This window comes from Spiroplasma endosymbiont of Amphimallon solstitiale, from assembly GCF_964030965.1.
In the GTDB taxonomy this organism is placed as follows: Bacteria; Bacillota_I; Bacilli_A; order Mycoplasmatales; family VBWQ01; genus Spiroplasma_E.
In genome coordinates this window covers 1,185,120-1,198,775 of sequence record NZ_OZ034999.1, presented here as the reverse complement: position 1 = coordinate 1,198,775, position 13,656 = coordinate 1,185,120, and the positions used below count along the sequence as shown (strand labels likewise).

19 protein-coding genes are annotated in these 13,656 nt (G+C 22.6%); 5 read left to right on the top strand and 14 right to left on the bottom strand.

Annotation, left to right across the window (positions count from 1 at the left end):
• Positions 1 to 11: 11 nt before the first annotated feature.
• The 14 genes from AAHH39_RS07450 to AAHH39_RS07385 form a co-directional block, all read right to left on the bottom strand.
• Positions 12 to 881 (bottom strand): hypothetical protein, encoded by an 870-nt coding sequence (locus tag AAHH39_RS07450; protein ID WP_342217594.1) that lies wholly within the window; start codon positions 879 to 881, stop codon positions 12 to 14.
• A gap of 18 nt (positions 882 to 899) precedes the next feature.
• Positions 900 to 1,277 carry a hypothetical protein gene (locus AAHH39_RS07445; protein WP_342217593.1) on the bottom strand — a complete coding sequence of 126 codons (378 nt, stop codon included), beginning with the start codon at positions 1,275 to 1,277 and terminating at the stop codon, positions 900 to 902.
• Positions 1,278 to 1,294: 17 nt separating this feature from the next.
• Positions 1,295 to 1,480 (bottom strand): hypothetical protein, encoded by a 186-nt coding sequence (locus AAHH39_RS07440; RefSeq protein ID WP_342217592.1) that lies wholly within the window; start codon positions 1,478 to 1,480, stop codon positions 1,295 to 1,297.
• A gap of 1 nt (position 1,481) precedes the next feature.
• Positions 1,482 to 1,670: a hypothetical protein gene (locus AAHH39_RS07435; RefSeq protein WP_342217591.1), complete on the bottom strand. Its 189-nt coding sequence runs from the start codon at positions 1,668 to 1,670 to the stop codon at positions 1,482 to 1,484.
• Between the two features lie 40 nt (positions 1,671 to 1,710).
• The gene (locus AAHH39_RS07430) at positions 1,711 to 1,869 is read right to left on the bottom strand and encodes a hypothetical protein (protein WP_342217590.1); all 159 of its coding nucleotides are present in this window, start codon (positions 1,867 to 1,869) and stop codon (positions 1,711 to 1,713) included.
• Between the two features lie 16 nt (positions 1,870 to 1,885).
• A complete protein-coding gene (locus AAHH39_RS07425; protein WP_342217589.1) occupies positions 1,886 to 2,704 on the bottom strand; it encodes a hypothetical protein in 819 nt (272 codons plus the stop codon).
• 119 nt (positions 2,705 to 2,823) lie between these two features.
• Positions 2,824 to 3,006 (bottom strand): hypothetical protein, encoded by a 183-nt coding sequence (locus AAHH39_RS07420; RefSeq protein ID WP_281748424.1) that lies wholly within the window; start codon positions 3,004 to 3,006, stop codon positions 2,824 to 2,826.
• Between the two features lie 11 nt (positions 3,007 to 3,017).
• Complete coding sequence (locus AAHH39_RS07415; RefSeq protein ID WP_342217588.1) at positions 3,018 to 3,254, bottom strand: hypothetical protein; 237 nt, start codon at positions 3,252 to 3,254, stop codon at positions 3,018 to 3,020.
• Positions 3,254 to 3,415 (bottom strand): hypothetical protein, encoded by a 162-nt coding sequence (locus tag AAHH39_RS07410; RefSeq protein ID WP_342217587.1) that lies wholly within the window; start codon positions 3,413 to 3,415, stop codon positions 3,254 to 3,256. The genes AAHH39_RS07415 and AAHH39_RS07410 overlap by 1 nt, the downstream gene beginning before the upstream one ends.
• Before the next feature lie 3 nt (positions 3,416 to 3,418).
• Entirely contained in the window at positions 3,419 to 3,712 is a 294-nt protein-coding gene (locus AAHH39_RS07405) for a hypothetical protein (RefSeq protein WP_339047687.1), read from the bottom strand.
• Positions 3,702 to 4,139 (bottom strand): hypothetical protein, encoded by a 438-nt coding sequence (locus tag AAHH39_RS07400; protein ID WP_342217586.1) that lies wholly within the window; start codon positions 4,137 to 4,139, stop codon positions 3,702 to 3,704. The genes AAHH39_RS07405 and AAHH39_RS07400 overlap by 11 nt, the downstream gene beginning before the upstream one ends.
• A 2-nt stretch (positions 4,140 to 4,141) precedes the next feature.
• Positions 4,142 to 4,444 (bottom strand): hypothetical protein, encoded by a 303-nt coding sequence (locus AAHH39_RS07395; RefSeq protein WP_342217585.1) that lies wholly within the window; start codon positions 4,442 to 4,444, stop codon positions 4,142 to 4,144.
• A 134-nt stretch (positions 4,445 to 4,578) separates the two neighbouring features.
• Positions 4,579 to 5,097 (bottom strand): hypothetical protein, encoded by a 519-nt coding sequence (locus AAHH39_RS07390; RefSeq protein WP_342217584.1) that lies wholly within the window; start codon positions 5,095 to 5,097, stop codon positions 4,579 to 4,581.
• A 975-nt stretch (positions 5,098 to 6,072) separates the two neighbouring features.
• A complete protein-coding gene (locus tag AAHH39_RS07385; RefSeq protein ID WP_342217583.1) occupies positions 6,073 to 7,260 on the bottom strand; it encodes an Mbov_0401 family ICE element transposase-like protein in 1,188 nt (395 codons plus the stop codon).
• 220 nt (positions 7,261 to 7,480) lie between these two features.
• On the opposite strand from AAHH39_RS07385, the gene AAHH39_RS07380 reads away from it, so the two are divergent.
• The 5 genes from AAHH39_RS07380 (at position 7,481) to AAHH39_RS07360 (ending at position 13,640) form a co-directional block, all read left to right on the top strand.
• On the top strand, positions 7,481 to 7,645 hold the full coding sequence (locus AAHH39_RS07380) for a hypothetical protein (RefSeq protein WP_342217582.1): 165 nt from the start codon (positions 7,481 to 7,483) through the stop codon (positions 7,643 to 7,645).
• Positions 7,646 to 7,805: 160 nt separating this feature from the next.
• Complete coding sequence (locus tag AAHH39_RS07375) at positions 7,806 to 8,201, top strand: terminase small subunit (protein ID WP_342217581.1); 396 nt, start codon at positions 7,806 to 7,808, stop codon at positions 8,199 to 8,201.
• Positions 8,195 to 9,547: a phage terminase large subunit gene (locus tag AAHH39_RS07370; protein WP_342217580.1), complete on the top strand. Its 1,353-nt coding sequence runs from the start codon at positions 8,195 to 8,197 to the stop codon at positions 9,545 to 9,547. Before AAHH39_RS07375 ends, AAHH39_RS07370 begins: the two co-directional genes overlap by 7 nt.
• 3 nt (positions 9,548 to 9,550) lie before the next feature.
• Complete coding sequence (locus AAHH39_RS07365) at positions 9,551 to 10,852, top strand: hypothetical protein (RefSeq protein WP_342217579.1); 1,302 nt, start codon at positions 9,551 to 9,553, stop codon at positions 10,850 to 10,852.
• A complete protein-coding gene (locus AAHH39_RS07360) occupies positions 10,821 to 13,640 on the top strand; it encodes a hypothetical protein (RefSeq protein ID WP_342217578.1) in 2,820 nt (939 codons plus the stop codon). Before AAHH39_RS07365 ends, AAHH39_RS07360 begins: the two co-directional genes overlap by 32 nt.
• Positions 13,641 to 13,656 lie beyond the last annotated feature (16 nt).

The window sequence follows — 13,656 nt, the reverse complement described above, 5'->3', positions numbered from 1 at the left end:
AAGTGTTATTTTTAGAGAATTTTTACACTAAATAATGTTACTTTTAACAAATTTTTAATTAAAAATAATATTTTAAGTGTAAATTGATGAATAATTTTTGGTCATCCATACTTTTCTACAAAATTAAAAGTATTTTCTATCATGTATCTTTTCATCGCTCTTGGTGTTGTTAAAATAAAGGTCATTAATTGTTGTTCATTTTTATCATTAGTAAAAATCATATAGTCATCAAGAACGATTTCACATAATACACCTTTTACATATAAATTATTTCCATTTAAACGTAATTGTTGTGCCAACTGATTATCGGTAATTAAACCTTTATTATCTGCTAAATAAACTAAACTATCATAAAGACCATTAGTAATAAAAAATTTACTATTTGCAATGTTTCTAAATTGAAACAAAGTATTTCAAGCAGATAACATTGATTTTAAATAGCCTACTGGTGTTGTATCTTCAATATCGATTTTAGTAGCAAATTTTGCAATTGCTTGTGTATCATCAATTGCCAATTTATCTGCTAAATCATTTGCAACTTCATATTGCATACTATCTAATAAATTTTGTCCATTATTTGCTTTTAAATCTACATCTGCAATAATTTCTCCTGCAAGATATTTTTTAGTTATTTTTTTACTAATTTTATCTGTATCAACATATGGTAATTCATATCTTTTACTTTTATCATCTCAAGCAATAATTTTTACTTCTGGTTTTTTTGGTTTTTTAACAATAAACTCAATATTTACTGAGTCAACAATTTCAGTAGGGAAAAAGTTTGCCCATGGACTATTTGAAATTTTAAAAAACTCTATAAATTCTGGCGCTTCTACTAATCTCTCTGTATTGTCTAAATTTTGATTAAATGGTACTGACATTTTATTTCTTCCTTTCGTTTATAAATAATTTTTCTTTTTATAATTAATTAAAAAATTTTCTTTATCATTTGTTTTATTATTAATAATTATTTGTTTATTGCCACCTGTATTAATTGTTTCTTTAAATACTGGTTGTTCTTTAATCATTTTTTTAATAGTTTCTTCAATTTTTGAATTTTCTAGATTATTAGTTTTAAATTTTAAATAATCATAAAATTCAGTTTTAACTTGATATTTTTTAAATATATTAATCATTTCTTTTTCTTTAATTTCTTGATTAAGTTTATTTAACTTATTTTCTGCTTCATTAACTTTATTTTCTATTTCTTGTGAAGAAGCATTGTTTTCAGTTAAAGGTTCAGTTGTTTGTTGAACATTATTTTCATTTTCTAACATTTAACATTCTCCTAATCTTATCCCAATAATCAATCTTTAACTAATTCTGGCATTTCACTTATTAGTTTTTTATAATCATTAACTGCATTTTCTAATATATCAATATCAGAAAATTTAAAACAATTATCAATATGTAAATCAAAATCTCTATCAATACTGATATCTTGTTTTCTATATTTTTCATTAAATTCGATTTTTGTCATATTATTTTTCTCCTTTATTAATCTTTTCATTTAATTTTGCTAATTTTTTTTGATGTTTAATAATTTTGTTATTTGCTCTAACATGTTTTGGAATTGTGATAAATCTTTTTAATAAAACAATAATTTCTCTGCAAATTAATGTTCCAACACTTGTTCCAATAATTATTAATTCATGTAAAAATTCTTTCATTTGAATATTTTCCTTTCAATTATTTATTGTTTATTTTTGATTATTCATCAAATTCACCTTTATTAATTCTTTCAATTATACATTTTGCATCCATTAAAAGATTTGCAATTAAACGTTCATTTAGTCGTATGTCTTCTAAATCTTTTTCATGTTGTTTTAATTTAACATCATAATATTCAAGTAATTTTTCTTTATTCATAAATTATTCACCTCCTTTATAAACTCATGTGATTATAATCTCAAGTTAATGAAGCATTATCATTATTTAATGGTACTTCATGTAAATCGCTTCCATATTGACTACTTGTTTCACTATTAATTGTGAATCTATTATCATTAATTAATCTTGCAGTTTCATTTGTAAATAAAGTTTCTTGCATTTCTTTATTATGATTTGTTTCTATTGGAAGTAAATTATGAATAATTTCAGAAGCACCAGCAACAATAGTAGGAATTGCATAAGCATTATTAAAATCATTATTAATACCCATTGCTACACCAGTTAAAATCAAACACCCACCAGTACCCATATTTGCTATCTTTCTTATATTTTGAAACCTATTAGGTATTAATTCTAGAATTCCACTAATAATATTTGAAATACCATAAGCATTTAAACTAATATATGTATCTCAATCCATTAATGACTGATGTTCTTGTTTATTTAATAATAATCATGGAGGACCTTCTGTTGTAGTTGTAGTAGTTATTGGAATTGGTGTTGTTGGAATAATAGGATTAATATTATTTTCTGTTCATTTACTATAATTTGCTAAACCAATTGTTCCTAAACCTAAAATAATTTTTTTAGAACTATTAATTAATTTAGTTTTAGTATTTGGTCTTTGATTTAAATTTCATATATCTAAACCTAATTTTTTACCAAATAATAAACTATTAATTGAACCTAATACTGGATTTGTAATTACTTGACCATAATAAGCACTTGTACCTATCATTGCACAAATTGGACTTATTCCAGTTCTTATTAACTTAGTTAAAGTATAATTTGATTGTGGATTTTCGTTTGGCATTTTATTCTCCTTTATTTGTTTTTATCAGTTCTCTTATAACATCTAATAAGGAATCTACTACATAAGAATTTAATTCAAATTCATAATTTCTAATTTTAATTTTTTCCTTTTGCATTTGTTTATTCTCCCTTAATTTCAATAACATAATCAATTGTTATATTTTTGTAATTATTAAAATGAGTTTTACATAATCCTAATTTTGTATCTTTTTTAATTGAGCAAACATATATTTCTTGATTACTATTGTTATTTTTACAACCATAACTATCACAATATCATAGTCATTCATAATCATTAATCATTTTATTTTCCTTTAATTTTCTAATTTTTTAATTGTTACTTTAATTCAACCTTGATAAATATCATTATCACCAACTATTAATGCAACATTACTTTCGGGGTCAGAAACAATTATGTGTTTTGATTTAACATTTGGATATTGTCTTAAAATAATTGCTCTAATATCATTACTTGTATGAATTGCTTTTGGAAATGGTGATAATATTTCAATTTCATCTTTATTTTCAAATAAAGTAGGCAATATTATCATTAATTATTCTCCTTATTTTTAATTTGATTAGCAATTTCACTTAATATTTTTAATACTTTATATTCATTTTTTAATTCTTTAATAATAAATATTAAAAATATTATTAGTGTTATAGATGTTATTAATATTAGTACTATTAATAAAATTTTTCATAATATCATTTTTTACTCTTTTCATTTTTTAAATCATTTAACATTAATTGAACAAAATGCACGATTTTTAGGAATATTTAAAGTATTAAAAATTTGACCAGTTACTAAAATTTCATCATTTTTGTTTAATAAAATACATCGTCTATAAAATTTTGGGTTGTTAAAAATTAAAGTAACATAGTTTAAACCATTTCATTGACCACGAACACTATAATATAATTCTTTATTACCTTTTTCGTAATATTTTGCTTCAATAGTGTTACTTAGTTTTACTGTTAATTTGACATAATTGGCTTTATCTTTCATTTTTATAATTCCTTAAATAGTATTGAATATGCTTATATGCATCTTGTTCATGTTTTGTAAATTTTATATTTCCTTTATAATTTTCTATTTTAGTTTTATTTTTTGGTTCACTTTCTGAATAATCTCAGTTCATAACATCTTCTACTAATACCATTAATGCACCAATAATTTTAGGAGTTGCTAATGGATTAGTTAATAATTGTTTTGAACTTAAAAAGAAATTTTCTACAATAACTAATATTTTTTTATCAAAAAATTGTTCTTTAATTATCGATAGTATTCTTTTAAAACGATTTTTACTTTCAAAAACATGTGTTGTGTTGAATGTTTCCGTATAAATAATCCTATTTGTTTCATTTGAATATATAACAATTCCATTATTGCCAATTCCAGCAGGGTCAATCCCAATAATTAAGTCATATTGCATTATTAATCAAATTCTTCGGATTCTATTTTATTAATTAAGAATTTAATAGTATCAATTGAACCTTTTAATTGATTTAAATAAAATGTATCTTCTTCTTTTTTGTATTGTTCTATATAATGACCTAAAAATATATTTAATGAACAAATTAAATTTTCCTTATATTCATTAAATTCTTCTTTTTTAAAATCTGCTCTTAATTTTTTTATATTATTTAAATGTTCTTCTGTTATTTCTTTACTACGTTTTTTATTATATTCATTAATAATTTCTTGGTCTTTATAAGAAAATGGTTTTTGTTTATCCATATTTATACCTCCTACTTAACCTAATATTTAAAATACAGTCATAACAAATTGCTTTACTATTTTTATCTCTTAAAAAATATTTTCTTGTTTTTATATCATTAGTATTAAAGAATAAATAATCTAATTTATTTTGTTTACATGTTCAACAAAAATACTTTTTCATTATGAGTTGAACTTTCCTTATAAGAAGTAACTATATAATTAATTGCTAAGTCATTCTTATTACATGGATTATTTATTTTAAAGCCTTTTCTGTTTTCTTCTCACGTAATGTTATATTTAAAACAAGGATTAGTAATGTTTGTTTTGTTATCAGTTATTTCACCCATAAATCAACTATTATGCTGTTCATAAAATGTTAGTGGTTCAAGTTTTATATCATTAAGATAGTATTCTTTTGGAGCAGTTGGTTTATTAACAGTTATTTTTTGTTCAGAAATATATGGTTCTAATAATTTTATTAATTCATTACCACTTAATTCTCTTTTAATATTGCCTAAATTAAAAACTCAATATGTGTAATTATTATCAACAATAAAAGAATTATTTTTAATCATTCATTTTGGAAGTGATAATTTATATTCAACATAATCAATAAGAATAGATTGTGGTTTATCTTTAATAATTTGTTCTTTTTTAAATTCTATTTGCATAATAATCCTTTCCTAATATGTTCTGTTGCTTCTAGCATAAAGAACATATATTTTGATTTTTAGATTATTAATACTACTACTATTCGTTTTATTCATTCCAGCAATTCTGGGCTCAAAAATAAATTGTGAAATTTTAAAAAACATTAAGGCATTCGATTCAATATTTATTTAATTTGTGTTAAACAAATTAATATTTTAATTGAACCGGCACCGCTCAATTTTTTTTACAAGTTTGAAATTTATTTTCTCGCCCAAAAAAATTTTTCAAAAAAAAATAAAAAATAAAACCAACACTTGCTCACTTGGTAGTGGCAAGGTTGGTTAAATAAAGAATAGAATTAATACAATAGGTCCCTACAACAGGTCTATATATACTAGTTTCCAATTCGCTCCCACCCCAAGAATTACCATTAAATGGTTAGTATAATTTATTAGGCATCATCCACTTATTATTTATTCATGCAAGTCCACATGCTAGCCACTATTTTGAACAACTGTGTTGTGGTTCACTTTTTTAATTCCTTAACACGTGTTGATAATAGTGCTAAAGAGGTTTATTAAAAATTTTAAAATTTTACAATTACAAAAAAAGACAAGATTATTTCTTGTCTTTTTCCTTAATAAGTTTGAGAATAATTTTTTTTAAATGTATATTTTTTAAAATACGTCGAATATAAATTTAAGGGTTAAAGAGAGTAATTTTGTCTAATTTTCATTATTTTTCAAATAATTCATTTTTGGAAATAAGTTACTAATATAATAATTAATTATTTCGTAACTTTGACAAGGACGTATGAGATTAACCCTTAGAATTATGAGTAACATTAACAATATAACTGCAAATTCTATGATTTGTTAATTAAATTATATCATAAAATGTATAAATAGTTAAAAATATAATTTCAAAATTACATTTAAATAACACAAAAATACTAATCTTAAAATTAGGTTTTAAAAATATGAAGTTTTAACTTATTAAGTACTATTCAAATAACTTCTAGCATTTAAATAATTTGCTTTTGCTATTAACATATTATTTAATGTTTGATGATGATATATTTTTGCTCCATTAGTTAAAGATTTTAAAAAATGATAAACATCACTTTCAGCAGAACATCCAATATTTCAATCAGCATTTTGATTAATAATTCCTTGTTCATTATTTTTAAAATAATTATAAGTTTTTTTAGTAACTTTATTATGATTATTTTCTAAAATAGTAATTAATCCATTATAATTACCATTTGAAAAAGTAGTTGTTACATCTAAATACTTTGTTCAATCAAGTGCTTTCTTTTGATGTTTACCACGAACATTAACAAAAGATTTTCATAAATAACTATAAGCATGATATTTATCTAAAATATAATAACAACCCAATCAACTAGCCATTGCTCTAATTCATAATGCCCCATCACCAGCAACTACTAAATTATAATTATTATATTCTCAATTAATAGCAAATATATTTAATTTAATATCATAATGATTATTAATAGTTTGCATTGTAAAATTATGTAATTCTTCTTGTTTTGGTGCATTATTAGTTTTAAATAACATAAATGAAGTTATTTTCTTGTCTAATTTATTTCTATATGAATAAATTTTTTTTCTACCAAGATTAAAAGTTAAAAGTCTACAACAATATTGCTGTTTTAAACCATTTTCATCTCAACAAGTTATATAAGCATCATCTGCACATATATTTAATTTTTGATTATCTAATACTTTAAATTTTTGTTCTGGTATTAATTTTGGAATTTTTGCATCTTTAAAAATCCTTGAAATAAGATTTTTAGAAAAAGAAGTATATTTAAATTCTGATTGAATATTAAAATAACCTTTTTTACTTATTAAATTTTCAATTAAATTATCTAATATTTCAAAATATAAATCATTAGTAATTCTTGCTCTTTTTTTAATACCAAATTCTTCATAAATTGGATAATAATGTTTTTTATTAATTGTATCTCAATAAACTCTTTGTCTAAAAGTATCAATTCCAATTGGAGTATTTACTGTTCTATTACAGGTTCAAGCAACTTTATATTGATTTTTATCTCTATTTTGAAAAAAATATTCATCAAAATCATGGATTTTTTGAAAATATTTTGCTAAAATATTAGTGATTTCAGATTTTAGAAATTCTTTAAAACTAAACATTTTTTAATACCTTTCTATATTTATTTTCGCACCTTAAATATATCAAATTTATTAAAATATTGTTGAAAAATGTTTGGTTTTAGAGTATAATATTAAAGAACGATAAAATAAACTGCAAATTCTATTTACGTTTAAAAGATAACTTTTATTAGTTATCTTTTCTTTTTTAATAAAATAATGTACAATAAAGAAAAATATAAATAGAAAAGGAAAATAAAAAATGATAGGACAGTACTTAACAAATATTGAACATCATGGCCAAGACCCTAAATGATTATTGATAGGTGTAGGTGTAATAGGACTAGGTATTATGTGATGTTTAATAGATTATTTAATAAAAAAAATTAAAAATAAAAGAAGAAAAAATAAAAAAATAGCAGTATAATGCTATTTTTTGTTATAATTATATTATAAAAATTAAATAAAAAAATATATGAAGTAATTAATAAAGTTAATAAGTTATTACTAGCGAATTCTAACTTAAAGATTATATTAATTATATCATAATTTTTCGTTTTTTAAAGCATATGAAAGGAGATTTTTATGTGCAAGAAGAAAAAATAAAAATAAGAACAATTTTTAATGATGCTACAAAATTAAGAGAAGCATTAGAAAATTATTTTATTCATTGTAAAGAGTTTGATGAAATACCTACGAAAGTTGGTATGCTAATTTATTTAGATATTACTGAAAATACTCTTTATAGTTGAAAACAAAAAAAGAGAAATACTTTTTTACAACAAATTAATTGAGCATATTTACAAATACGCCATATTAATACACAAAGATATTTAAAAGTAAATGCAAATAATACTGCATGATATTTAGAAAGAGCATTTGTGAAAGAATATCATTTATCTACAAAAATTGATATAAAAAGTAATGATAATACAGCCCTTATACAAGTTAATCTAGAAAATAAAGGTAAGAATAAATGTTAAGTAATTTTGGTTATTTATTAGATATTGCTAAAAGAATGTATTTAAAACAACCTTTAAATATTACTAAAATTAAACAATTAGGTAGTCGTAAATCTGGTAAAACATTTAGTGATATTGAATTTCTTGGTATTTTATTAATGTTAGAAAATATTAATATTCATGCTTATTTAATTCGTAATATGTCAAAACAATTAAATGATAGTTGACAAGAATTAAAACAAATTATTAAAGCAACATATCCATCAATTAATTTTATTATTAGTGAAACTAAAAAAACTATTGAATTTAATGGTAGTAAAATAACTTGTAAATATTTACATTCACAAGATAATAGTAATGTTAAATTAACTGGATTAGCAAGTAATTATTTATATGATTATGTAATTATATGAAGTGATGAAAGATATGAAATTACTGAAAATGATTATCAAGATTTAAAAGATGCTATTCGTGGAGCAAATCAATTATTAGAAATTGAAAGTTGTAATCCTTGAAGTATTTTAAATGAATTTATTAAAAAAACTATAAATGCTTGTCCACAAAATGAAAAACAAATTATTAATGAATATGAACAATTTACTATTATTGATAATACCATTTATCATTATCAAAATTGAAAATTAAATACTCATTTAAAAGATAGTGATAAACATCAATTATTAGAAATAGAAGTTCTAGACCCGATATCTGCAAGAGTAAGAAGTCATGGTTTAGTAGGTTATGAATCTGGTGGAATATATTCACATCTTATTCATAAGATTAGTAGATTATTACAACCAAGTTATAGATTTAGTGCTGGATTAGATTATGGGTTTAAAGATGATGCTTTAGCATGTTTATTAATAGGTTTTGATTATAATTTTAAATTTGTTAATGTTATTGATTGTTTAAAAATAGAAAATAAATTAGTACGTTATGATAATAAACAATTAGCAAGATTAGTAGTTGAGTTTTATATTAAATTAGCAAAAGAAAATAATTTGTTATATGAATATGGATTAACTGTATATTGTGATTTTAGTAATTATACATTTATTGAAATGTTAAATGATACAGCAATTAAATATCAAGTTAATTCATGGCTATATTTTAAAGATTGTGTGAAGTTAAGGTTAGAGTTTAGAATAGGTAAGAATTTGGCTTTAATGGCTTCAGAACGCTTAAATATTAGTATGAATGCACAAGCATTATTAGATGAATTTAGATTGGCTGTATGAGACCCTAAAAGTATTAAACAAATACCATTAGCGGGTAATGACCATTTACGTGATGCATTTGATTATGCTATAGAACCATATATTAGAAATTTAAGTGCAGATATAAATCCTTATTTTGAAAGGAAGTAACATATGAATAATCCTAATACTGAAATATTAATACCATTTTGATGTCTGATAAATCTTCAAGAAATAATAGCAAATCATGGAAGTAAATTATTATGAGGTAATGGTTATACTTTAACAAGTGAACATGAAGAATATAAAAGAGCAATTAAAAAATTAAAAGAATGAAATAATTTAGATTCATTATTTTATCAAGATTGTCATATTAAATCTGGTTATGGTTATAGTATTGTTCAAATTGATAAAAGTAAAACTGGTAGAATTTCATTAAATTTTGCTCAACCATATGCTCAATCAAGAGTAGCAAGAGTATTAGAAACTGAATATAGTGCATCAACATGGTCAAGAATACAATATGATGACCAAAGTATATTTGTTAAAACAACATATACACCAAATCAAATAATTAGATATTTTACGAGTGATACAGTTACATTAGATGGTTTACAAGAAAAAATAAGTAAAGATTTACAATTACCTTTAATAGAAAACCATAATTTAGGGATTATTCCAGTTAAATTTATGCAAAATTTACCTAAAAAGAATTTCTTTGGTGGAGTTATTGGTGATTATTATCCAGATATGACTCCAATTAAAGGTTTACAAAAATTATTAAACCATACTTTTGAAATGATATGAAAAGAACTTGAATATAATCGTACAAGAGTATTTGCTGATATTACTGAACAAGAAGTAAATCAAACTAAAACTGCATTTGACATGAAAAAATTATTTGGTGATTTTGTATTACAAACAAATTTAAGAAGTTTAGGAAGTACTAGTGGTACACCGCCAATTGCCATAATACAAGGTAGTCCAGTATTAGATAAATATGCGGATTTTATACAATTTATTATTGATAAAACATTTGAAGGTGCTGGATATAGTCCAGTAAATGATACTACAAGTCAAAAAACTGAAGCAGAAGTATTAATTACTAATTCAAGAGATATGGAAACTACAAGAATTAAAAGAACTTTAAATCAAAGTGATTGAAATGAAATATTTCAAAGATGTTTTATATTAATGGGATTAGATGGTGATAAATCTAAATGAACATTTGAAATTAAAGAAAATACTATTATAGATAGATTAAAATCACTTGAAATTGATGAAGCAGAATTAAGATTAGGAATTACTAATATTAAAAGAATTATAGTTAAAAGATATGGTGTAAGTGAAGAAGAAGCACAACAAATTATTAATGAAAATAGAAAATATCAAAAAGAAGAAATTGAATTTAATAATACTTTTTTAGGAGAAACTAAAAATGAGAATGATACCGAAAATAAATCATCAATTAATTAAAACAGTTTGAAAATCAACTGGTGAAATTGAAAAAGATTTTACACAAAATAAAGATTTACAATTTCGTGTATGTCCTTTTACTATTATTTTAGGTGCTATAAATTCAACAGAAACGGGATATAAACCACCAACTTCAATTCCTAATGATTATACTAGTTTTAGTAAAATCTTTACTGGTAGAGAAGCAATACAAGCAGTATGAGACCATTCTTATTATCCTATTCAAGATAAAGATAATCCAGATTTAGCATATAAACAATTACAAATTGGTGATGTATTTTATGGAAATATTATAAGTGACCAATTAGGTATTACTTATTCAGCAACACCAGCAAATAATGCTTTTATTCAAGAACAAGCAATTAAAAATGTAGTTATTAATATTCCAAATGAAAAAAAGAATTTTGATTTTATTAATAATATTGTTTCAAATTTATATAAGTTATATATGATTCCAGAAATTAATAAAGTTATAAATACTGATAAATCAATTAAAGTTGATAGACAATGATATATTCTTGAAGTTGCAACTAAAACTTATAATCCAGAAAATAAAGAATTGGCTTTTATTCAATGTACTTTTAGTTCATTAAATGATAAATTAGCACATAGTGGATTAGCAATTAATCAATATGTACAATTAGGGGCGCCGGGCGACCCAGTAGCATTACCAACATTGGATGAAAATAATAATATTGTTTTAGATGATAATTATTTAACACCATTACCAGTAACTCATTGTCAAATATCTTTTTATGGTTCAGTAAAACCTATTTCAATAGCATTATGAGGTAGAGATATTGATAATAATCCTATTAATACTAAACAACATAAATATCGACAATACCCAAGTAAATTATTATTTCCATGACAATATCAATGTTCAACTTATGACCCAGTAAGTTTTCAAGCATTACCAGAAACTAATTATGTATTAACTGTACGTGGTGAAAGTACAATGGATAGTTATCAAGATTGACAAAAAGTAATTTCTCCAAATTATGATGATGGAGCAACAAAACATTATGAAGGTCATTTAAGAACTAATGTTGAAAAAACTAAAAATACTAATAAAGTTGATGTTTCAAATAGATTAGTAAATTATTGAGATAATAATTTTTTAAATGGTGCTGAAATAGAAGATTATAATTATGCAACTGCTGGTAATCCATATTTTCAATATTATAATAAAAATAATAAAAAATTTATTGGTAATAATCATTATAATATGAATAATAATAAATTTAAGCAATTAAATACTATAAATGCATTACATTATTTTATTTATAATCCTATTAGTGAAATACCTTTAACAGTAAGAGAAACTATTAAAATTAATCTTAATACTATACCTATATTTGGTTCATTTATGAATGCTTTTGTTGGTGGTTTAGATATTGGTGCTAAATTATCAAGTAATTTATTAATACCACAATTTCCTTATATAAATGGCTTAATATCTGCTGAATTATATAATTTTTATACAACATTATTATATAGTTCACAAAGTACTAATCCAGCATTAATTCCATTAGATGTCTTTAGAAATGATACTCCAGATGCTATACAAGCAGTTGCTGGAACAGCAAGTCATATGACATCATTTACATTTAATTTAACTGATAGGATTAATTTACAAAATTTTAATATTAATGATGGAAGTATTTCTTCACAAGGAATTTATGATACTGTAAATTTAGTTCAAAATGGTGCTGGTGATAAAGATACAATTTCATTATTACCAAAAGAAAATAGTTTAATTCCATTATTAAATGAACCTAAATTTACTGATACTAATATATTAAAATGAGCAATTGATATGATTGATATTAAAGTTGTAGGTAAAAGTAATTTTAAAATAACATTTTATTCAATGCCAGATAATAGAAATGGTGCTGTTAATGATAATTTTAGTATTTGAAGTGGTACTTATCAAACAGTAGGTAAAGCAAGTAATAATAGTAGATTAATTCAAAATACATTTATTTTAGCAAATAATACTTTTAAATTTGACCAACCATTTAATTATCCACAAGCAATTCAACCACCCCCATTAATAGAAAGAGCACATCCTATATTTATTGATTTAAGTAATCAAAGTCAATATGGAATTACAAATAACATTCAAGGTTCACGTGATATAAGACCAAATTATCCTTATCAGATGAGACCTGATATAAATGATGAATTAAGTGGTTATGGTAAAGCAGTATTATTTTCATTTAAAGATTATGGTTATGATAGTTTTGAAAAATTTCAAGAAGATTATGAAAGTATAACATTTAATTTTAATTTTAATATGAACGCAATTTATGAAACAGTAACAAATTCAAAAAATTGGTTTACACCTATAAAAATTAATTTAAGTGAATTAAAAGATATTAATGAGAATAATCCACAATTTGAATCACATGTTAATTATTATGATAATAATTCTGGGAATCATAATGATGCTACAGATAATTGAACATTTAATATTATTAATGAAAAAAAATCCCACGATAAATATCCTCGTCAATCAGCAACTTTAAAAGCAACAGATAATATTAATAATACTTATGTTAATGATTTATTATGAACAAATGATAATTTAAGTCGAGAAAATACAATTGCTTCATCAATTTGATTTAAAATAGTGGGTTATACTAGTTTTAATAAATATATAGTACTAAGATATCAATTTATTGTAACTTTTACATTTAGCATGGGATTACCTCTTGTTAAAACGAATGCTAATTGAAACTTACAAACTACATCATTGGTCATAAATCCAAAAAGTTCAACTTAGAAAGGTGGTGGTAATT